This is a genomic window from Enterobacter sp. JUb54 (assembly GCF_014298075.1).
Lineage (GTDB): Bacteria > Pseudomonadota > Gammaproteobacteria > Enterobacterales > Enterobacteriaceae > Klebsiella > Klebsiella lignicola.
On record NZ_CP060418.1, the window covers coordinates 1322217 to 1343946 of the forward strand.

Consider the following 21730-nt stretch of genomic DNA (forward strand, 5'->3'; position numbering starts at 1 on the left):
CTATGCGTAACTACAAAATTGCAGCCATTCCTGCCGACGGTATCGGCCCGGAAGTCATCTCAGCCGGTGTTGAAGTACTGCATGCGCTTACCCGGCACGATCCGCAGCTGAAGTTTGATATCCAGACCTTTGACTGGGGCTCTGACTATTACAAAAAACATGGCGTGATGATGCCGGAAGATGGATTAAGTACGCTGAAAAAATTCGATGCGATTTACTTTGGTGCTGTAGGTGCACCAGATGTGCCTGACCACATCACGCTATGGGGGCTGCGACTCCCTATTTGTCAGGGCTTCGATCAGTACGCCAACGTGCGCCCGACTAAAATTTTGCCGGGCGTTACTTCGCCCCTGCGCAACCGCGGCCCTGGCGATCTTGATTGGGTTATCGTGCGTGAAAACTCTGAAGGCGAATATTCCGGTAATGGCGGCCGGGCACACCGTGGTTTACCGGAAGAAGTCGGTACCGAGGTGGCGATTTTCACACGTGTCGGCGTCACGCGAATTATGCGCTATGCATTCAAATTGGCGCAGTCTCGTCCACGTAAGCTCCTTACCGTAGTGACGAAATCTAACGCCCAGCGTCACGGTATGGTGATGTGGGATGAGATCGCGGCTGAAGTGGCTCAGGAGTTCCCGGATGTACAGTGGGATAAAATGCTGGTTGATGCTATGACGCACCGCATGACTCTGCATCCCGGCACGCTGGATACCATCGTCGCAACCAACTTACATGCCGATATCCTGTCTGACCTTGCCGGCGCGCTGGCGGGCAGTTTAGGTGTCGCACCGACCGCCAATATCGATCCCGAGCGCCGTTTCCCATCGATGTTCGAACCGATACATGGTTCAGCATTTGATATCACAGGAAAAGGTATTGCGAATCCGATAGCGACGTTCTGGACAGCAGTGCAGATGCTTGAGCACCTGGGCGAACGTGATTCAGCAGCGCTTATCATGGAAGGCATCGAGTACGTATGCGAGAACGGCATTCTGACGCCCGATGTCGGTGGAACTGCCAATACCGCTGATGTTACACACGCTTTGGTGCATTTTATTGAAGCTAAAGTACACCTATCTGAGACCGCGTAATCATGAAAAATGAACAGGCTGCAGAGATCCTGCGGGATATTTTTCAACAGGCCATTGATAGTGCCCGTCCAGGGCCAGTCATTTCGCCCTCTCTGCCAGAAAAACCCAAAGGTCGATGTGTGGTCATCGGTGCAGGTAAAGCATCTGCTGCCATGGCCGCGGCAGTGGATGCAGCCTGGCCGGATGTGGAGGTTAGCGGCGTAGTCGTAACGCGTTACGGCCACACCGTACCCGCCGGTAGGATCCGCATTCTGGAAGCGGCGCACCCGGTATCGGATTCGATGAGCCAAACGGCGGCCATGCTGATAGTTCAGGCTATTTCAGATTTGTCCGCCGACGATCTGGTCATCGCTCTGATTTCAGGGGGCGGCTCAGCGCTGATGGCTTTACCTGTGCCGGGTCTTACCCTTGCTGACAAGCAGGAAATTACCCGTGCTTTGTTGCATAGCGGCGCCAATATCAAAGAGATGAATTTAGTCAGGCGTCATCTTTCGGCAGTCAAAGGCGGTAAGCTCGCATTACTTGCCCAACCTGCACGCCTGGTGTCATTGATCATCAGTGATGTCCCCGGCGATAACCCCACCGATGTGGCTTCCGGGCCGACGATTGCGGATAACAGTACTCCCGCCGATGCTCTCAACGTGCTCGAACGGTATCGTATCTCTGTTAGCGAAGCGGTGCGGAAGGTTCTGTTGCGTTCTTGCGAGCAACCTTCCTTTCCTCGTAGTCAGGTGAAAATGATTGCCACGCCTTCAATGGCGTTGCAGGCTGCGGCGAAATCAGCCCGGCAGCATGGTATTACGCCACTGATATTAGGAGATGCTATTGAAGGTGAAAGCCGTGAGGTCGCTATCGTGATGGCGGGAATTGCACAGTCAGTGAAGGCATATGGTCATCCCGTTAAAAGGCCTGCCATTTTGCTTTCAGGGGGTGAGACGACCGTTACTGTAGGCGCAGGCAAAGGCGGAAAAGGCGGACGCAATACGGAATTTCTGCTTAGCCTCGCCTGTTCCTTACAGGGTGAACCCGACATCTGGGCTGTGGCTGGTGACAGTGACGGTATTGATGGTACGGAAGACGCGGCCGGAGCAATGATTTATCCCGATACGCTGTCACGAGGCAACCATTATGGTCTCAATGCCAGGGAATATCTGGATGCACACGATAGCTATAGCTACTTTCACTCAACGAATGACCTGATTATCACGGGGCCAACGTTAACCAACGTCAATGATATTAGAGGGATATTAATTGCCTGAATGCTCTGCTCTCTCTCTGGGAGAGCAGAGTTGTTAGTTTTTTAGGTGGTTTTTTGTGCAAGTACATTGAGGAACGTTAATAGCTCAATGTCACTATGCAGGTTATATTTATTCATCACCTGGTATTTGTGCCGGAAAACGGTTTTGTAATTTAGCCCCATATCAATCGCAATTTCGTTAACAGATTTGCCTTCATAGTATTGCGTGACAATTTGGAATTGTTTTGTCGACATCTGTCGGCATTTACAGCTCAGACAGTCGGTGAATTGCATAAAATGCGGCGATGCCAGCCAGTCCCGCCACAGCAAAGAAATTGTAGTGTTCATATCCGCTAGCGAAGAGCGTCGCGAGACATAGACGATATCGGCGAAACAAGTAGGTGAACGTTCCGCGGATTCAGCTTCGTTGACGATCCCGATGATCACTCCCCTCCTGCGCAACCGTAGTTCCGGAAAACAGGTGTATCTCTCCCCCGGACGCAACGACAGGATAATAATATCAGCAATCGAGATATTGTCAGGCGTGTATTCATTAATGAAATAGATGTCTTCATTAAAATTCTGAGAGAACAGGCTTTTCAAAAAATATTTCAGGCCGTAGCTAAAAAGGACATCGGTCTCTTTTATTAAAATGTTAACCATTTAACACCGGTGTATAACGTAGTTTTAAACGTTGCTCAGGCCACATAAAACCCTGGAGAAATTGACATCCGGCGCTTTAGTCAGGGCAAAGTGCTGGTGGTGTTCGATGCCCTCTACCAGCGTGGACTTCACTTTTGTCAGGCAGTCTGCAATTAATTTTTTTAAAATGGCTTGGCTGTACGATGACGTACTGAGTAAACTCTTATCAATTTTTATACCATCAAACAGTACCAGATCGGACATTACGTCAGGTAAGTATTCAGGCAGTAAATCGTCCAACCAAATTTCGGCCCCGGTGGCCCTGATGCACTGCAGACTTCTTTTGAATGATTTTTTGTCTGCTGCCGACAGTGAAATAAAGCCTTGTGGATCCTGTATTTCTATCACCAGGCCGCGGCGTAAAAAGCGGGCAATGTGCCCTACCCATTCTTGTTGACAAAGTATTCTTGCGGGAACATTAAAATAATAACGCTTATGATTATTTATTTTGTTGACTGCCTGCAGTTGCCAGCACAACACATTCAAATAAAAGTCCTCACTTTGATTGGCAAAGAAGTGCTCATGGTTCAATTCTGGATGCAATATGCTGAGAACTTCCCAGGACTGTATTTGTTTTTCACGTAGCGAAAAAATGGGCTGAAAACGTATGCCGCATAAGGCTTGATCTGGGGATAAAGTAACAAACATAAAGTCACCCTAAGGAGATGTTAAAAATTAACCGGGTCTTATTGCCAGGTAAACTCGATATTCATGACGGCACGGAACGTACCCACTGTCGCGCTACCTTGCGGCGTGAAGATCCTGGCCGACATCGGGAATATGGCCGAGCGACTGCTGGTATTAATATTATTCAGCAATGAAGCGCCTGGAGCATAAACGATCGTATGGTCGCCGTTGGTGATCCGTAGCGCCAGATTTCCGCTTGAACCACTATTTTTCCATGCGGTTGAGTCAGAGGTATCGCCAGTACCGCTGAGCGTCGCCTGGACTGTGGTGGTTCCCGTAGGACAATTGGTTAATACTAAATTGAAATCTTGCCACGCGCCGGCATCACCGGCTGTGCGCAAATCCCGACGCTGCAGCGTACCGAAATCAACCGTCTTGTTGACCGTGTCCGAATCTACCGTGCAGGGACTGGCAACCACGACGCCGGTTATTGACATACTGGCGTCAGCAAATACTAGCCACGGCAGAAATAACAGTATTATTCCATATAGCCATTGACCTTTAATCATTGCTGTTCTCCTGTTTGCCCTAACGTATTGGGCGTAATGACATTACTGATAGACAAAGGTCGCGGTTACAACAGAATTAATGGTGCCTGGCAGGACGCCGCCATTCTGGGTGTATGCCCGAGCACGTAATTTGTAGGTGTAGGCATTACTGGCAATGGTGCCAGACAGTGTTTTGCTATTACCTAACGGATCGCCCGCCTGGCTTTGTAATTGCACGGCGAGACTGGTTGCTGTTCCGGTACTTTGGTACATATCTGCGGGATTATTACTGTCTGCGGTACCGTGCATGGTCATAATAGCGACGGTGGTTCCTGCGGGACAGGCAGTAAGGTTGATATCAAAGTTAACCCATGATGTGGTAGCGCCAGCAGTTTGCAGACTCGCAGATTGAATATTCTGCCCTAAATCAATGGCTTTACTGATGCTGTCGCTACTTACCTGGCACGGAGAGGCTACAACATTCCCTGTTATATTCAGCGTGACCGGATCTGCGGCCTGTACACTGCCATGAGTACAAAGAAAATAGGTTATCGCCAATGAAAAACTATTCCGATCGTTTTGACCCGCGTCAGGGGCTGATGGCCTCCATCAGAAGCGGCGATCGCTTTGGCGGACGCATGGCATCTCGCCGCTGGTAACCCCTTCTCTCTTCCTTCCCTAAAAGCAGCGACCACGGTCGCTGTTTTTTTGTTTCCGTCGTTGAGACCGGCTTACAGAAAGCCGTTTGAAGCACCCCGGTTATTGCTCTATGGTGTAAGTATCTTTTTAAAAACAATGACACCGGCAGCACGTCTACTCGTATGGCCTCTGAATGACAACAACGCCCAAACTCCATTCTGACGATCCCTTCCAGCTGACGCTGGATAAAATCATGGACCTGAAGCCGCTGGACAGTATCGAGCGGCTGATGACGCTCCTGCTGCCGCAGGCCGATGAAATCGTGGCGCGGCGCCCGCGCAGTTTTCACAAAAATGGTCCGGAGATTTACCTGCTAAAGGAAGGGCATTTCTGGCTGCATCGCCGCGTGGACGATTTGCAAATGAGTATGGCGAAGGCCCCGCATATTTTTGGCCTGGCCGAGTTGCTTATTCCGGTGGGCGATACCACCTACGTTAAATTTGCTGCCGACAGCGAGGTCTATGCCCTTTCCGGGGCAAAAGCGCAGGCGTTGCTGAATGAACAACCGGCCCTGTGGCAGGACGTTTCCCGGATACTCGCCTTCCACCTGCATTTCTCCACCTGGCGTGATCTGCACCTGTTGAATGACAATGCCTACGACACCATTCGCGGCAAGCTGCTGGAGCTGGAAAAACACGATGAATCGCTACGCAAATCGACCACGATCCTCAACTACATTCTCGGTACGACCAAGCTGTCGCGCAGCACCATTCTGCGGGTGATGAAAAATCTGACGGATGGTGGGTATCTGGAAGCGCAGCGCGGGAAACTGATTCGTATCGTTCATCTGCCGCTGCGCTATTAGGCCTTATTTCTTGCGCTTAACGCAGCGCATCACCACCACGTAGAATACCGGGACAAAGAAGATGGCGAGCAGCGTGGCGCTGATCATCCCGCCCATCACCCCGGTACCGACGGCGTTTTGCGCCCCGCTGCCGGCACCATCGCTTATCACCAGCGGCAGCACGCCGAGAATGAAGGCCAGCGAGGTCATCAGGATCGGCCGCAGACGCAGGCGCACCGCCTCGAGGGTTGCCGCCATCAGATCCTTGCCTTCTTTCTCCATCAGCTCTTTGGCGAACTCCACGATTAAAATCGCATTCTTCGCCGACAGGCCGATGGTGGTCAGCAGCCCGACCTGGAAATAGACGTCGTTGTTCAGCCCGCGCAACATCGCGCCTGTCAGGGCGCCAGTCACCCCGAGCGGCACCACCAGTATCACCGCCAACGGCACCGACCAGCTCTCATACAGCGCCGCCAGACACAGGAACACCACCACCAGCGAAATGGCGTACAGCGCCGGAGCCTGGTTGCCCGAAAGCTGCTGCTGATATGACATGCCGGTCCACTGATAGCCAAAGCCCTGCGGCAGCTTAGCGGCCAGTTTGGCCATCAGCATCATCGCCTGGCCGGAGCTGCGCCCTGCGGCCGGTTCGCCGAGGATCTCCATCGACGGCTGACCGTTGTAACGCTCCAGGCGCGGCGAGCCGTATTCCCACTTCGCGGTGGCGAACGCCGAGAACGGCACCATCTGGTCGTGTTTACCTTTGACGTACCAGCTATTGATATCGTCCGGCAGCATGCGGTATGGCTCATCGGCCTGAACGTAGACTTTTTTAACCCGTCCGCGGTCAAGGAAATCATTAACATAGGTTCCACCCAGCGCCGTGGAGATCGTCTGGTTTATGGCATCGTTGCTGACGCCCAACGCCTCGGCTTTCTCCTGATCGATCTCCAGCTTCATTTGCGGCGCATCTTCCAGACCGTTAGGCCGGATTTTGGTCACCACGTTCGGGTATTTATGCGCCATAAACAGCAGCTGATTACGCGCTTTGGTCAGCGCCGCATGCCCCTGATTGGCTTTATCGATAAGTTCGAAGTCAAAACCTGTCGCGGTGCCCAGATCGGTAATCGCCGGCAGGTTAAAGGCGAACGCCACGCCGTCTTTGATCTGCTGATGAAACGCGATATTGGCGCGATGAATAATCGCCTCCACATGATTTGCCGCACCGCTGCGCTGGCTCCAGTCTTTCAGGCTGACGAACGCCAGGCCGTTATTCTGCCCGTTACCGTTGAAGCCAAAGCCCGCAACGGTAAACACCGAATTAACGTTTTTCGCCTCTTTATGCAGATAATACTGCGTCACTTTATCCAGGCTTGCCTGGGTACGGGCCTGAGTCGCCCCGGACGGCAGCTGCACCATATTCATAAACACGCCCTGGTCTTCGTCCGGCAGGAACGATGTCGGCAGCAGAATAAACATCGCCGCCATACCCAGCACAATCACCAGATACAGAGCCATCATGCGGCCCGTTTTATGAATAATGCGCCCGACGCTGCCCGCGTAGTGATCGGTGCTGCTAGCGAACATCCGGTTGAACCAGGCGAAAAACCCTTTTTGCGGCGCATGATTTCCCGGTTTGAGGATCGTGGCGCACAGGGCGGGCGTAAGGATCATCGCGGTCAGCACCGACAGCACCATGGCCGAGACGATCGTCACCGAGAACTGGCGATAGATGGCCCCGGTGGAACCCCCGAAGAAGGCCATTGGGATAAACACCGCCGACAGCACCATGGTGATACCCACCAGCGCCCCCTGGATCTGCGACATCGATTTACGCGTCGCCTCTTTCGGCGAGAGCCCCTCCTCCATCATCACCCGCTCGACGTTTTCCACCACCACGATGGCATCATCCACCAGCAGGCCTATCGCCAGCACCATGCCGAACATCGTCAGGGTATTTATCGAGAAGCCAAACAGCGCCAGCACCGCAAAGGTCCCCAGCAGCACCACCGGAACCGCAATGGTGGGGATCAGCGTGGCCCGCAGATTCTGCATGAACAGATACATCACGAGGAATACCAGGACGATTGCTTCCAGCAGTGTGGTCACCACATCGTGAATGGAGATTTTGACAAACGGCGTGGTGTCATACGGATAGACCACCTGCATGCCCTGCGGGAAGAACGGTTTCAGGTTGTCGATGACCTCGTTCACCGCTTTGGCGGTATCCAGGGCGTTCGCCCCGGTGGCAAGCTTGATACCCAGCCCGGCGGCAGGCCGCCCGTTGTATTCGGCGCTGGTGCTGTAGTTCTCACTGCCGAGCTCAATACGCGCCACGTCACGCAGGCGCACCTGGGAGCCGTCTTCGTTCACCCGCAGGATGATGTCACCAAACTGCTGCGGCGTGCTAAGACGCGTCTGGGCGATGATCGACGCATTCATCCGCTGCATCTGCGGTGCCGGCAACGCGCCGAGCTGGCCGCCGGCAATCTGGTTGTTTTGCGACTTGATAGCCCGCACCACGTCTTCGGTCGTGAGCTGATAGTTGTTGAGTTTGTTGGGATCCAACCACACGCGCATCGCATATTGCGCACCGAACAGCTGCACCTGGCCGACCCCCTGGGTCCGGCCAATCGGATCCTGCACCGTCGATGCCACGTAATCGGCCAGATCCGCCTGGGTCAGGGAGCTGCCCTTCGCGCCGGTAAAACCCACCACCATCAGGAAACTGCTGCTGGCCTTCTGCACGTTGATACCCATGCTCTGTACCGTCTGCGGCAGCAGCGGCATCGCCAGCTGCAGCTTGTTCTGCACCAGCACCTGGGCAATATCCGGATCGGTTCCGTTGGCAAAAGTCAGGGTGATGGTGGCATTGCCCATCGCATCACTGTTGGAAGACATATACATCAGACCATCAAGGCCATTCATCTTCTGTTCGATAACCTGCGTTACCGTGTCCTGCACGGTTTTGGCATCAGCACCCGGGTAGCTGGCCGTGATCTGCACCGCCGGTGGCGCAATGGTCGGATACTGCGATACCGGCAGCTTGAGGATCGCCAGACCGCCCGCCAGCATCAGCACGATGGCGATGACCCAGGCGAAGATTGGCCGATTAATAAAGAAGCTCGACATCGCTTATTTCCCCGCTCCGTTAGCCCAGGCCGCCATGCTGTCATCTTCGGTCGCTGTTACCGGCATCCCCGGACGCAGCATCAGCTGGCCGGTCACAATCACCCGGTCGCCCGCTTGCAGGCCGGAAGAGACGCGCCACTGGTTGCCCATCGCCTGCGCCGCCACCACCGGACGCAGCTGCGCTTTGTTGTCTTTATCCACTACCAGAGCGGTGGCATCGCCATGAGGCGTGCGGGCGATCGCCTGCTGAGGCACCAGCAGCGCGTTCTCGCGAACCCCTTCGGTCAGGAAAGCCCGCACAAACATCCCAGGCAGCAAAACATTCTCGGGGTTAGGACAGACGGCGCGGATCGTAATTGACCCCGTGGTTTGATCCACCGTGACGTCGGAGAATTCAAGCTTGCACTGCTGCGGGTAGAGACGCCCGTTATCCAGCTGCAGCATCACGTCGGCTTTGCCGTTTTGCTGCTGTATTTCGCCGTTATCCAGCTCGCTTTTCAGACGCAGGTAATCATCGCTGGATTGCGTGACATCGACGTACACCGGATCAAGCTGCTGCACGGTGGCCAGCGCCGAGGACTGGGCATTGGTCACCAGCGCCCCTTCGGTCACGCTTGATTTACCAATCACCCCGGAAATCGGCGACGTGACATGGGTGTAATTGAGGTTAATTTGCGCGGTCTGCACTTCTGCCAGCATCGCCACCACCTGGGCATCGGCCTGCTCGGCGCTGGCAATCGCCGCGTCGTAATCCTGCTGACTGACGTAGTGATTTTTGATCAATGCCCGCTCGCGAGCGGCGGTCAGATGCGCCTGCACCGCGGCTGCTTTGGCTTTGGCCAGATCGCCTTTGGCGTTACTCAGCGCCGCCTCGTAAGGTGCCGGGTCGATCTGATACAGCGATTCTCCCGCCTTCACGTGACTGCCTTCAACAAAATTGCGTTTGAGGATAATCCCGTTCACCTGGGGGCGAACGTCGGCCACGCGAAACGCCAGCACGCGGCCCGGCAGCTCTGTTTTTACCGGCAAGGGTTGCGGGCGCAATGTCACGACACCCACCGCGTGGGGTGATGTATTAGCCGCCGGGGTGGCCGGGCGATCGCACGCCGTTAACAGGGTGGCGCATGATATCAGCAAGCCACCAGACAGCATTCTGTGAAGCGTATTCATTATAATTCCGCCTGATAAGTCCGAGAAAAAATATTGTTATTTATATCGAGTGAGGAACTATACAAAATAGCGGCGATGAAAAGAGTTTCATTTGGGACTGCTTATTTATTGCCAGAATGCGGCCGTGCGAATTACCGTATTTACAGCGCCAGAAGACTCAGCTCAGACGACGCTAAACTGCAGGTGCTGTAAACCTTGAAAGTCCGATTCCTCTGCCGTACAGGTCCTTTGCGGCAGAAGCTTTTTCGGGCACGACCAACCATAATATGGAGCACGACATATGAAACTTAATACTATTATTATTGGCCTGAGCGCACTTATTTTCTCTGGTATGACCGTGGCCGCCGAAGCCCCAACAAACCCTGAAGAAATGGGCGGTGCTCTGCATTTAAATAAACAACAGAAAGACCAGCTTATTCAGTTCCACGCCACCGCCGAGCAATGTTTTAATAATATCGATAGCGGAAAGTATCAGCCGCACCTGTTCGTTGAGATGGTGAAAAAAGGCAAAGTGGACGAAGCGACATTCACTCAACAAATGGCCATTCAGAGCAAGCTTCACGACCAGGCCGCGCGCTGTAAAATGACCTACTACACCAGCGTCAGCAATATGCTGACCGCGGATCAAAAACAGAAGCTGGTAGAGATGTATCAGAAAGGCATGCAGTAGCGTTTAAAAGGCGCAGCGGCGCCTTTTGTTTTTTTTTGCCGTATTAGCCCAGACGTGATATCCGCACCTGCGCCTCGTCAAGGTGGCCACGTAACGCCGCCAGACATGGGGCGAACTGCGGGGAGAAACGGCGGCACTCAGCGACTAACGTGAAGAAGTCCTCAGCCAGCGCCAGGGCTTCGCGCCAGATTTCCCCGTCGATCGCCTCAAGCAGCGTGGCGGGCCGCAGGGTATTCACCATGGCGCCACCGGATTTAGGGGCAAAACCCATGGGCAGAATGTCGTAGGCTGGCGCAAGGTGGTACGGGCGGCCATGGCTGCTGAGGAACGACAGATTACCGTGGTGCATGTCGGTATTGCCGATCAGCATGCCAAACGCCCAGAGCCGTGCCGTCCCCATGGCGGCATCAGGATGAACCAGCTGCTGCTTCACCAGTTCATTAACCAGAACGGGCCAGCAGTCTCTCGCCCGACCAACAAACTCCGCCTCCAGCGCCCGCAAAGAAAACAGACCAATACGGCCCAGCGGCCCGGTGCGGTCGAACCGCGGGATCTCCAGAAAGCGCTGTCCGCCAAAATCAAACACCTCGGTGTGAACTCCCAGCACTTTCAAGGCCAGATGCTCAGCCTGCAGCAGGTCGCGCCAGCGTTCGCTGACGGGGTTATCGTCCAGCGCGGTGAATTTCACCAGCACGTGGCCGCGGTCGGTATAGGTACAGAATTTCGGCTGCTCGCCGCCAGCAGATGACCCCGGAACCTCCCCGGAACTTACCGCCAGCGCCAGCGTGGGATAGGTCGTGGCGCGATCCACCGCTTCAGGCTCCGCCATTTCCAGGAACTGGGTTCTGGCCTGCTCCCCGATCAGAAGGTTCCCCACCGCATCGTGCCCATGCGTCAGCAGCGCGCTAATCACCTCGGCGTCCGTCCACACTTCCGGATTGGGCGACAACCCCAGCGCGGTTGAATGCGCGGAGGCATATGCCCGGCCAAGGTATCCCTGCGGTCGCATGTCGAACAACCACCACGGCAGCCCGTCGCTATGCAGACAAACGTTATCGGTCTGCTCCATGACATACCCGCCGGGGTGAACCGGAATGAGTTTCCCGAGGGCTTTGATTTGCCCCTCTTCAGTGATGCGGTAAATAGGGACCGAACTGAAGCCGCGAAACGCGTCACGCAAGGCATATTGAATAGATGGTCCGGCACCAATTCGCACGACCTCATCGCCCAGCGCTTTTAAGGCACGAGAAACCGTGGGCTGACTTATACCCATAATATCAGTAAGTTGCCTTACAGGTGTTGGCCCCTGGCGTAGCAACTGGCGGATGGTGTCAGAACGGTTTGTCATGGCGATGAATCACTTTATGAATAGATTGGTGAATAGCTTTTTGAATAGGTAACTTATCAGCTATTTGCTCACCTGTCATCTGCGCCGGAGGCATATTTCTATATAAAGAGGGAGGCTTAGCGCATCGTCAGCACCATGCGAAACTTAACGTCCCCTGACATCACTCGCTGATAAGCCTCATACGCTCGCTCGAGGGGCATTGTTTCAATTCGAGCGCGAACATCGGTTAACAAACTGAAATCCAGCGTTTTCTCTACCTCAAACGGCGTTCCGGTAATCGATCCTTCAAGCGATAATTCGTTACCGACCACCTGCCCCGGCGCAATCGTCAACGGATCGTTGCCGGCACCAACCACCATTAACCGGCCTCGCGGCGCGAGCGCTTTAACCAGTTCAGAGGCGGCGGTACTATCGGTAATGGTGGTTAAGATCACCTGCGCGCCGCCCATTTTTTTTAACGCGTCGACCGCATCGACCTGACGGACATCCAGATAAATGTGCGCGCCAAGCGCGCTGACATCCTGAGCAATGTCCTCACCGCGGCCGATAGCGACAACCCGCATGCCCATCTTCCTGGCATACTGCAGCGCAAGGTGCCCGAGCCCTCCTATACCCAGGATGGCAACCGTATCGCCAGGACGTGCCCCGGATTTGATCAAGGCATTGAAGGTCGCTATTCCCGCACAGAGCAACGGAGCCGCCTCTTCTGAGACTAACGCATCGGGAATAACAACCAGCCCGGTCGCCCTGGCCAGCATCATCTCGGCATAGCCCCCATCCTGCGAGCTGCCTACCACCGGTTGATGGCTGCACAAATTGAAGTGTCCCCGACGGCATTGTTCACAGTCGTTGCAGTGACCTCCCAGTCGCCCTATGCCGACCCGTTGTCCTACCGCCAGATACGAGGGAACCCCGTCACCCAGCGATACGATGATCCCAACCACTTCATGTCCAGGCACACGGGGATAAACCGTGTTTTTTTCCCGCCCTTCGATCGCGCCGGCATCCGCCCCACAGATGCCGCACGCTTCGATACGCAGCAGCACCTCTCCTTTTCCAGGTTTGGGGATAGCCCGCTCAACGAATCCGAGTTGACCCGGGCGGGTAATTTGCATCGCTTTATAAGTGGTCATATTGCCTCTCATCACGTCAGAATATCGTCATTATTGAGTGACGCTTTACTGCCAGCAAATGAGATTTTCATGGCGACGTAGAAAGAAAATCTATCTGATAAAAAGTAATCACTGAAACGCAGTAATGCATGACAAATCAATGGACACGCTCCCTGTCTGTGATATTTTTTTACCAGGACAGTCAACGTCTTTTGCAAATGGAGAGTGCGAATGAGCGTTAAAAAAGTCGTTCTCATTGTTAAACCATCGCCGACGCTAGGTCGTTTAGTTCCGCACGGCACAGGCGGCGGTCTTTTTGGCTGGTATCGATCCGGTGATTACCTGTTAAGATTAAACAACAGGTTGGCCGCAGAAGGGATCGACTGGCAGGCAGAGCTTGATACTACCGAATCCGATATAGAGAAACTCATCGCGCAGAACGTCACGTTACTGGTTTGTGTGCCGGGATTACGTTTTCAGTTTTACCACGCGGAATTTGATAAAAACCATATTGTTTATTTAACAACGATGGAATATGCCTACGGTGATGTTATGCCGGTAATAAGAAAAATCAGGGAAATAATAAATAAATTCGAGGCGTAATGGGTGTGAAAATACCAACGGAGCGGTCATAGCATGAAGATATACTGGACGCGGAAAAGCATTCCTGAACTAGCAGGACTGCCACCGTCAGTGCGTAGTAAAAATTTCAGAGATGCCTACAGAGCTATCGCAACACACCGGGAATATTGGGTGGGGCTCATGATTGCCTTTGTGTGGTATCTCTTTTCCGCCATGGCGTTTGACTATTTCGTGCCTGGTGCAAAGACATCCTCAAGGGGCATCCTGAGACTGTTGGTCTCGTTGTATCCAGGGCTATTTATCTGGAGCCAGTTTACGATTTATGGGATGCGAAAACACTATCGCCACCTGCTGGTAAGAGGCGCAAATCGCGATAATGAAAGTGAATCCGACCGCATGATACGTGAAGCTGACGCCACAGAATATGCGCAGTGGCGGCCAGTTCGTCGCGGTATTGTTATCATTTTGGTTATTGCCGGGTTGTATATTTTTGGTTCGTTGATCATCACGACAGGATAGCCCGCGAAGGCATTGACTTTTTGAAAAACAAGAAGTTTACATTTAGTAATAAAATAACAAATATTACAATATCTAGCCGGCGAATCCCACTCACTACACTTATTTCTTGTGTGACTGTTTTATCTTCATTTCCATTGTATTTTCGCAATGGGAAAGAACCGACCTGCGCCAAATAACGTGAAGTATTAAGAAGATAAATACCCAAGACTGAGGTGGACTATGAGTGTTAACGTAAGTCTCGCACAAGTTTTGAAACTCGCGCCAAACTGCCGATCTTGCCTGACATAAAACAGCAAGGAGAGAGCGGGAAAAATAACGCACCATGAAGAAATTCCCTTTAGTAATAATCGATTCTGAAGCGTATTGCCGAACGGTAATTCCCTACGTGCAACGTTTGCTGATTACCCACAAGGTTCAGGGAATAACGCAGCTGCATCTCTTCAGGGAGGATGAGTCTGGACGGCATGGCGGCCCCTGGTATGGCTCTGACGCCGGTGACATCGTGGATCATCAAGGCCACCCCACGAGCCTCGCCCGTCAGGCCGAAATGACCACGGTCGTTATCGCCGTCAAAAGTCACCATAAAGCGCTGCCAGTTCGGTTGCGTCGGGTCGATACGTGTCAGAACACAATTCACCAGACGGATTGAGAACAGTTTTTTTGGCCCGCGGCCATCCCGAATCAGCTGACTTAGCGGCATCGTGCCCATGGACAGACTCTGATCGCGATCCCCGACGTCAATCGCGCATGGCGTCTCTACGATGGACCCTTCCAGACTGACGCGCCCCTCTCCGGCAAAGTCGGCAGACCATGCACAGGAAGAAAAAATCGCGGCGCAGCAAATGAATAGTGAAGGTGCCGCACGCCTTGCAGCGTCATGAATCCATTTCATTGCCCTACTCCATGGGATAATCAAAGGAACCTGCGGCACGAGCGCCGCAGGTTGACTAGCTCAGGGAACGGACTTAGTTGTAGCTCAGCATGAAGTTGGTCGGGACGTTGAAGTTACCCGGGACGATATCCAATGGGTTACCGCCACCTTTCAGTGCCGCAGTGAAGGCCAGGGTGTTGTTACCATTTTTCAGGGTTTGCGCATTGGTCGGCGTGTTCAGGACAACTTTGTCGCCATCGGCCTGAGACATCAGGATGTATGCACCTTTAGCGGAACCGATCAGTCCCAGGCTGTCCGCATCATAGCTGGATGCAGCACCGGTAAAGGTCACCGTGACTTTGTCACGGGTAGCCGGAGTGGAGAACACACAATCAACCAGCTCAATACTAAAAGGCTGTGCCACAGAAACACCGGTACCGCCGTTAGCAGCCAGAGCGATGTTAGAAATAGCGCCTAAAGGAATGGTCTGGTCAGCAGAACCTGCAGTAATAGAGCACGGAGCATCAACAATTGAACCCGTGAAAGTAATTTTCCCTTGTCCCTCGTCGGCTGCATTTGCCACAGATGCCATACCCAGTCCCATGGTCATAACGGTAGCCAATACAATTTTATTCAGTTTCATCTTTTTTCCTTAAGTCCTTAAAAACGCTAATTTAAGTGAATATAACGAGTCGCTCTGAATAGTATCCGCTCAGGCCAGTAATCCTCTTTTGCCGTTAAGGTATATAAAGGGCTACTGGAAAAAACAGATGCATTCAGTTTGCATCCTTTCATTTTTATAAAAAGGATCCTGGTAAAACAGGCAGGAGAATGTGTCTGCATCAAATTCAGGCTCGTATTAAACAGGCATCTTATTTGCGCCAGAACATTCGATTTTATTAAATTTCAGGTCATTTTTATCATGCTTGATGATGCTAAGGCATTGAATAGAATGATGCTTTAGATTTATTTCCCACCGTGTTTTGGTGTGAATAAATTATCGCTAAAATTATTTTTTTAAAAGATGTTTTTGATCAAAAAATGCATTTCAAAACAAAATCACAACCACTTAATTCGTCGCTAAACCTGGCAATCTTTACGATGGAAACAACTCCCTTTTATGGGGTTAAATCCTGTAAATGTCGGTTTGGCGATCAATTTGCTCAAAAAGACGCTGATTGATAGCATATGAAACCACTACAAAACGTTGCCGTTCGCTATATCTCGGCACATTTAAGCCTGTAATACACTGCTTTATAAGAATCTTCTTGCAGGTGAATAGCGAAATCTTAAAAGCCACGGAGTGTAAGGGTATGCGAATTTTCTTATTAATCGAAGAGAAGTCTTAAAGACACCTGGAAAGGTTAATTGGAATTGACTGTTTTTCGTCAGGTTATAAAAAATACAACCCGCTGCTATCTCGATTAGATGTCTTGATTAGCGATAACTGCAGCTTCTAATTTCAGTAAGAAAAATAATTCAAAGGACGTATCGATTTTGTGCTGCCAGAAAGTGCATATTCAAGGAGATACAATGAAAACATCTATCGCAATTGCTCTGCATGACACTAACATTTTCTTTTTACAAGGCATGCGGCATATTTTAGATGACTACTTTCTTGCAAAGGGAATGAGCGTCAGATTTACACCTGCAAATAGCGGTCACCGGGCGAACCTGATTGTGAATAGTGCTTTTCCGTGGGGGGGCGAGAAAAAGACGATTAAAATCACGGTAATACATGAGCATTTTTGGGGGATTGTATTTATCTTCAGGGGATGATCAACCGCAATGAGAAACCGGCGGCAATAGTCAGCCTGTTGGATAAATTACTGACGCCTGCCGGGATACATACTAAACGGGGTGAGACCACCCTCATCCGCTTTACATCGCGGGAGCAAGAGGTGCTGTTAAAAATATCGGCGCAGCTGCCGTTGAGCCAAATCGCCCGTAAAATGCAGCTTAGCGTGAAGACCGTCAGCTCGCATAAACACTCGGCGATGCGCAAATTAAAGCTCACCAGCAATCAGGAACTGTACGACTGGATGTTGCAAAGCGGCATGATTATCCAGCAAAAAAATCATGCCTGGTGGTTAGTATCCAGCGAAGAGTCGCAGCTGTCATAAGGGTTCAGCGGGGGCGACAGGCAGCGTCAGGCGGGAAGCCTGCCACGCTTCCCGCCCTTTGGATCGGTGACCTATCTACCGGCTACTATTTTTTACCGTTGGGTTTTAACTGTTCCCCGGTTTTCAGGGCGAACAGCTCTTCATCGCGGGTTGAAATGCGCACGCTGCCGTCGGCTAACCGATACGCGCCTTCAGTAAATCCTGAACCGTTGAGAAACTGAGGGACGGCATCCGCTTTATTTTGCAGTGCGGCTTCGAGAGCTAACAGCGCATAGGGATCGATGTTATCGATATTGGCGTACTGGATATTTTGCTGGTCAACAAAAAAACCGTTCAGGCGGTGCTGCTGCAGGATGTTATCCGCCACCTTCCGGGCCAGCTGCAGATAATTTTGCTGGCTGGTGGCCTGCCACAGATCGATGAGGGCGAAAATAGCGTACGGATCGCTGTTTTTGGTGCCCATATTGAGCTGCGCCTTAATGCCGTCTGGCTCGCCGATATCCCCCAACCCTTCGCTGCTGGCAGTCCCGCGGGCCACCTTCCACAGTTCGCTATCTTTGGCCAGGGTATAGGCTCTGGCATAGGACAACAGAAATTCACTGCCGGCCGGATAAGGTTTCAGTACGCTGCCTTTTTTACCGTAGTAACCATCACGCGGTAAGGTGTAATTCGACAGGTCGGTTCCGTTGGCCAGCATCGGGCGGAAGGTATTATTGCTGGCATCATAGGCGTAATGGGCAAAGGCTTTGAGTCCGTCGATCGTCCATTTCTGAATATCGGCGCCGTTGCTGCCCAATGATTTCGCCAGCGCCAGTTGCATCAGCGCATTTTCTGAATACAGCGTACTGGTCCGCCCCTTCAGCAGCATATTGCCTTCCAGCGCCGTCGGGCCAAACTCCGGGCCAAACTGGCGCTGGGCGCGATCGCCATATTTTGAATTGGTGTCACTGTCGTCGCTGGTTTCGGCCCGCTTGAGCGGCTGAGTAAATTGATAGACGCCAAGGCCGGTTTGCTTATCGCGCGGTAAAACGTACTGCTCCGCCAGGCGCTTGGCCCACACCAGCGCCCCCGGCTCGTTATTGTATTTGTACAGCATCGACGCGGAGTAAATCAGGTCATTACCGGCGTTGAGGAAGCTCAGCCCCTTGGTGGCAAAAAATGGCTGCTGTTGGGTAAAGCTACTGTCCCACAGTTTACCCATTTTCTTGTCATACTGGCCGTGACGACTGGTTTCGATCACCTCCCAGTCGTAGACATGCGCGTTCCAGAAACCGCGAATAAACCGCACCGTTGCCGGTTTATCCACGGCAAACATCAGCTCATAATAGGGATAGGCATTTTTTAATTCATGAACCAGCTCTTTCTCGCTGGGGCCTTCGGGTTGCAGGGTTTTCAGATCAATAAAGCGGTGGCCGCCCCAGATCAGTAATCCGCTGTTGTCCTGATAATGTTTGAAATAATAGCGAACGGTCTCTTCGGCGCGTTTTTTATATTTCTCGTCACCGGTGAGATTGCTCAGACCAACCAACACCCGCATCAGATTTTGCTGCGCGGAAAAGTTTGACAGTACCGCAGTGCGGCCATCAGGAAAGACCCACATCATCTGTTCGCCGGTTCGCGGATCGACGCCGCTGGCAAGCAGTGGTGACGGGCTGCTGCCATGGTATTTATCCCCTGCTTTATCCAGCACGGTATCGGCAAAGATTTTCACGGCGTCTAAACGTGAATTATCGGCAAACGCCGTGGAGCAAGACAAAAGCAATAAACTACTGGAGACAGCGATTAAACGGAAATTCATTGAAACCCCTTATTTTAATAATAAGCCTGCTGCCCGGAGAAATCGTGCCGACGCGGCAACACCGACCTCTGAGGCAGTCATCCCCTGGTATTGTGGTAGTCATAGCTGATATTCGCGCCATAGGTATCTTTGCGGCGCTGGAGTGGCCCTAAACTATTCGTCCATATACACCTCCCGATAAGAAAATACGTATTTATCATGCACGCCGCACAGGAACCGCGTAGCACATCACAAAACATCGTTTCATTTAAATTGAAATGAATGATGGTTTAGCAATCGGAGATGTTTATGCCTGCGGAACCTTCCTCTCAGCGGCTATCGCTCATCAGATTCGTCTCAATTTACGGCCTGCTGGATAACAACATGGTGAGGATGGCAATCAGCGCCTTTGTTTATCTACGTCATCTGGAGCCAGCGGCATATTTTTGTGTCGAGGTCGGTGTATAAAACACAAACAACCTCGGTAATTATGTTTAGAAAATGTTATTAGCACAGGTAAAGCCTGATAGTTGATCGGCGGTATTTCCAGGGTTTGATGCGGATGCGCGTTACCATATAACGTCATGTTATATAAGGCCTTTCCAAAAGTTTACAATAAAATATTTTTGTAACCATTTACTTGCTGAATGTAAAATATCGGTTATATTTATGGGCAGATGTGTAATTTGAATATCCGAACACACCTTCCGTTCGGATGTGTAAACCGACGAGGAATTTAATGAAACTGACACCCATAATGAAGGGAATGGTATTAGCCGGTGTGCTATCTACCATTGCGCTTCCTGCTCTGGCGGACGTCACGCCAAAAGAAGCGACGGCGGAAACTAAGAAGACCAACGACGCGCTGTATAACCAACTCCCCTTCTCCGATAACACCGATTTCACCAACGCCCACAAAGGTTTTATTGCCGCACTGCCTACCGAAGTGATCAAAGGTGAGCAAGGCAACGTCATCTGGAACCCTGAGCAGTACTCCTTCATTAAAGAAGGCGAAAAAGCACCAGATACCGTTAACCCAAGCCTGTGGCGCCAGTCCCAGCTGATCAACATCAGCGGCCTGTTTGAAGTTACCGACGGCGTGTATCAGATCCGTAACCTCGACCTTTCCAACATGACCATCATTGAAGGGAAAGAAGGGATTACCGTCGTTGACCCGCTGGTTTCTGCTGAAACGGCGAAAGTCGGGATGGATCTGTACTACAAAAACCGCGGTAAAAAACCGGTAGTTGCCGTGATCTACACCCACAGCCACGTTGACCACTATGGCGGCGTGCGCGGTGTGATTGACGAAGCCGATGTGAAATCCGGCAAGGTCAAAGTCTACGCACCGTCTGGCTTTATGGAAGCGGCCGTAGCGGAAAACATCATGGCCGGTAACGTCATGAGCCGCCGCGCCAGCTACATGTACGGCAACCTGCTGAAGCCTGATACCAAAGGCCAGGTGGGCGCCGGTCTGGGGACCACCACCTCTGCCGGTACGGTGACCCTGATTGCCCCGACCAACATCATCGAAAAAGACGGCCAGAAAGAAGTGATCGATGGCCTGACCTACGACTTTATGCTGGCCCCGGGCTCCGAAGCTCCGTCTGAAATGCTGTGGTTTATCGAAGAGAAGAAACTCATCGAAGCAGCAGAAGATGTGACCCACACCCTGCATAACACCTACTCCCTGCGCGGCGCGAAGATCCGTGAACCGCTGCCATGGTCGAAATATATCAACGAAGCGATTGTTCGCTGGGGTGATAAAGCCGAGATCATCATGGCTCAGCACCACTGGCCGACCTGGGGCAACGAGAACGTCGTTAAGCTGCTGAAAAGCCAGCGTGACCTCTATCGTTACATTAACGACCAGACTCTGCGCATGGCCAACGAAGGCCTGACCCGTGACGAAATCGCCGCCAAATTCAAACTGCCGGACAGCCTCGCTCATACCTGGGCTAACCGCGGTTACTACGGTTCCGTCAGCCATGACGTGAAAGCCACCTACGTGCTGTACCTCGGCTGGTTCGACGGCAACCCGGCAACCCTCGACGAACTGCCGCCGGAAGAAGCGGCGAAGAAATTCGTGGAGTACATGGGCGGCGCCGATGCCATCATGAAGAAAGCGAAAGAAGACTACTCACAGGGTAACTATCGCTGGGTAGCGCAGGTTGTCAGCAAAATTGTCTTCGCTGACCCGAAAAACCAGGACGCGCGTAATCTGGAAGCGGATGCGCTGGAGCAGTTGGGCTATCAGGCTGAATCTGGCCCGTGGCGTAACTTCTACCTGACCGGTGCGCAGGAACTGCGTAACGGCGTGGTGAAAGGACCAACCCCAAATACCGCCAGCCCGGATACCGTTCGTGCGATGACCCCGGAAATGTTCTTCGACTATCTGGCGGTACATATTAACGGTGAAAAAGCCGGTAAGGCCAAAGCGGTGTTTAACATCGACCTTGGCAACGATGGCGGCAAATATAAGCTGGAGCTGGAAAACGGCGTGCTGAACCACACCGCCAATGCCGAAGCGAAAGATGCCGATGCGACCATCGTGCTTGACCGTGCGACGCTCAACAAAATCATCCTGAAAGAAGAAACGCTGAAACAGGCTGAAGATAAGGGCGAAGTCAAAATCACCGGCAACGGTGACAAGCTCAACGAGATGCTGGGCTATATGGACAAGTTCGAGTTCTGGTTCAACATCGTGACGCCGTAAGCCATCGCGACGTCATCACCAT

At 52.3% G+C, this 21730-nt stretch carries 20 protein-coding genes; 9 read left to right on the forward strand and 11 right to left on the reverse strand.

The window, feature by feature from the left end; translation table 11 throughout:
* Positions 1-2 precede the first annotated feature (2 nt).
* Positions 3-1091 (forward strand): tartrate dehydrogenase, encoded by a 1089-nt coding sequence (locus tag HF679_RS06080; protein ID WP_123754346.1) that lies wholly within the window; start codon positions 3-5, stop codon positions 1089-1091.
* Between the two features lie 2 nt (positions 1092-1093).
* On the forward strand, positions 1094-2350 hold the full coding sequence (locus HF679_RS06085; protein WP_123754345.1) for a glycerate kinase: 1257 nt from the start codon (positions 1094-1096) through the stop codon (positions 2348-2350).
* Positions 2351-2391: 41 nt separating this feature from the next.
* Here the strand turns inward: HF679_RS06085 and HF679_RS06090 are convergent, their stop codons facing one another.
* The 4 genes from HF679_RS06090 to HF679_RS06105 are packed head-to-tail and all read right to left on the reverse strand — an operon-like array spanning position 2392 to position 4763.
* Positions 2392-2991: a helix-turn-helix transcriptional regulator gene (locus HF679_RS06090; RefSeq protein ID WP_123754344.1), complete on the reverse strand. Its 600-nt coding sequence runs from the start codon at positions 2989-2991 to the stop codon at positions 2392-2394.
* 24 nt (positions 2992-3015) lie between these two features.
* Positions 3016-3678 carry an EAL domain-containing protein gene (locus tag HF679_RS06095; protein WP_187042718.1) on the reverse strand — a complete coding sequence of 221 codons (663 nt, stop codon included), beginning with the start codon at positions 3676-3678 and terminating at the stop codon, positions 3016-3018.
* 38 nt (positions 3679-3716) lie between these two features.
* Positions 3717-4226: a fimbrial protein gene (locus HF679_RS06100; protein ID WP_123754342.1), complete on the reverse strand. Its 510-nt coding sequence runs from the start codon at positions 4224-4226 to the stop codon at positions 3717-3719.
* Between the two features lie 42 nt (positions 4227-4268).
* A complete protein-coding gene (locus HF679_RS06105; protein WP_187042719.1) occupies positions 4269-4763 on the reverse strand; it encodes a fimbrial protein in 495 nt (164 codons plus the stop codon).
* 274 nt (positions 4764-5037) lie between these two features.
* Here HF679_RS06105 and HF679_RS06110 point away from each other — a divergent pair, with 274 nt between their 5' ends.
* The gene (locus tag HF679_RS06110; protein ID WP_123754340.1) at positions 5038-5709 is read left to right on the forward strand and encodes a helix-turn-helix domain-containing protein; all 672 of its coding nucleotides are present in this window, start codon (positions 5038-5040) and stop codon (positions 5707-5709) included.
* Between the two features lie 3 nt (positions 5710-5712).
* Here the strand turns inward: HF679_RS06110 and HF679_RS06115 are convergent, their stop codons facing one another.
* Together HF679_RS06115 and HF679_RS06120 are read right to left on the reverse strand one after the other, a co-directional pair.
* Complete coding sequence (locus HF679_RS06115; protein WP_187042720.1) at positions 5713-8820, reverse strand: efflux RND transporter permease subunit; 3108 nt, start codon at positions 8818-8820, stop codon at positions 5713-5715.
* A gap of 3 nt (positions 8821-8823) precedes the next feature.
* Positions 8824-9990 carry an efflux RND transporter periplasmic adaptor subunit gene (locus tag HF679_RS06120; protein WP_123754338.1) on the reverse strand — a complete coding sequence of 389 codons (1167 nt, stop codon included), beginning with the start codon at positions 9988-9990 and terminating at the stop codon, positions 8824-8826.
* Positions 9991-10270: 280 nt separating this feature from the next.
* Between HF679_RS06120 and HF679_RS06125 the strand changes: the two genes are divergently transcribed.
* The gene (locus tag HF679_RS06125) at positions 10271-10660 is read left to right on the forward strand and encodes a hypothetical protein (RefSeq protein WP_187042721.1); all 390 of its coding nucleotides are present in this window, start codon (positions 10271-10273) and stop codon (positions 10658-10660) included.
* 43 nt (positions 10661-10703) lie between these two features.
* On the opposite strand, the gene yjjJ is transcribed toward HF679_RS06125, so the two are convergent.
* Positions 10704-12008 carry a type II toxin-antitoxin system HipA family toxin YjjJ gene (gene yjjJ / locus HF679_RS06130; RefSeq protein ID WP_187042722.1) on the reverse strand — a complete coding sequence of 435 codons (1305 nt, stop codon included), beginning with the start codon at positions 12006-12008 and terminating at the stop codon, positions 10704-10706.
* Between the two features lie 116 nt (positions 12009-12124).
* Positions 12125-13141, reverse strand: coding sequence for an alcohol dehydrogenase (locus tag HF679_RS06135; protein WP_261802981.1), 1017 nt, complete (start codon positions 13139-13141; stop codon positions 12125-12127).
* Between the two features lie 210 nt (positions 13142-13351).
* Between HF679_RS06135 and HF679_RS06140 the strand changes: the two genes are divergently transcribed.
* Positions 13352-13723 (forward strand): nitrogen fixation protein NifS, encoded by a 372-nt coding sequence (locus tag HF679_RS06140; protein ID WP_187042723.1) that lies wholly within the window; start codon positions 13352-13354, stop codon positions 13721-13723.
* A 33-nt stretch (positions 13724-13756) separates the two neighbouring features.
* Positions 13757-14221 carry a hypothetical protein gene (locus tag HF679_RS06145; RefSeq protein ID WP_187042724.1) on the forward strand — a complete coding sequence of 155 codons (465 nt, stop codon included), beginning with the start codon at positions 13757-13759 and terminating at the stop codon, positions 14219-14221.
* 337 nt (positions 14222-14558) lie between these two features.
* Here HF679_RS06145 and HF679_RS06150 read toward each other — a convergent pair whose 3' ends face one another.
* Together HF679_RS06150 and HF679_RS06155 are read right to left on the reverse strand one after the other, a co-directional pair.
* The gene (locus tag HF679_RS06150; protein WP_123754333.1) at positions 14559-15113 is read right to left on the reverse strand and encodes a fimbrial protein; all 555 of its coding nucleotides are present in this window, start codon (positions 15111-15113) and stop codon (positions 14559-14561) included.
* 73 nt (positions 15114-15186) lie between these two features.
* Complete coding sequence (locus HF679_RS06155; RefSeq protein ID WP_187042725.1) at positions 15187-15735, reverse strand: fimbrial protein; 549 nt, start codon at positions 15733-15735, stop codon at positions 15187-15189.
* Between the two features lie 890 nt (positions 15736-16625).
* On the opposite strand from HF679_RS06155, the gene HF679_RS06160 reads away from it, so the two are divergent.
* Both HF679_RS06160 and HF679_RS06165 read left to right on the forward strand, forming a co-directional pair.
* Positions 16626-16871, forward strand: coding sequence for a hypothetical protein (locus tag HF679_RS06160; protein ID WP_187042726.1), 246 nt, complete (start codon positions 16626-16628; stop codon positions 16869-16871).
* Positions 16868-17215 carry a response regulator transcription factor gene (locus HF679_RS06165; protein ID WP_187042727.1) on the forward strand — a complete coding sequence of 116 codons (348 nt, stop codon included), beginning with the start codon at positions 16868-16870 and terminating at the stop codon, positions 17213-17215. The genes HF679_RS06160 and HF679_RS06165 overlap by 4 nt, the downstream gene beginning before the upstream one ends.
* Positions 17216-17300: 85 nt before the next feature.
* Here HF679_RS06165 and HF679_RS06170 read toward each other — a convergent pair whose 3' ends face one another.
* Positions 17301-19013: a pectate lyase gene (locus HF679_RS06170; protein WP_187042728.1), complete on the reverse strand. Its 1713-nt coding sequence runs from the start codon at positions 19011-19013 to the stop codon at positions 17301-17303.
* Positions 19014-19731: 718 nt separating this feature from the next.
* Between HF679_RS06170 and HF679_RS06175 the strand changes: the two genes are divergently transcribed.
* Positions 19732-21708 carry an alkyl/aryl-sulfatase gene (locus HF679_RS06175; protein WP_123754327.1) on the forward strand — a complete coding sequence of 659 codons (1977 nt, stop codon included), beginning with the start codon at positions 19732-19734 and terminating at the stop codon, positions 21706-21708.
* Positions 21709-21730 lie beyond the last annotated feature (22 nt).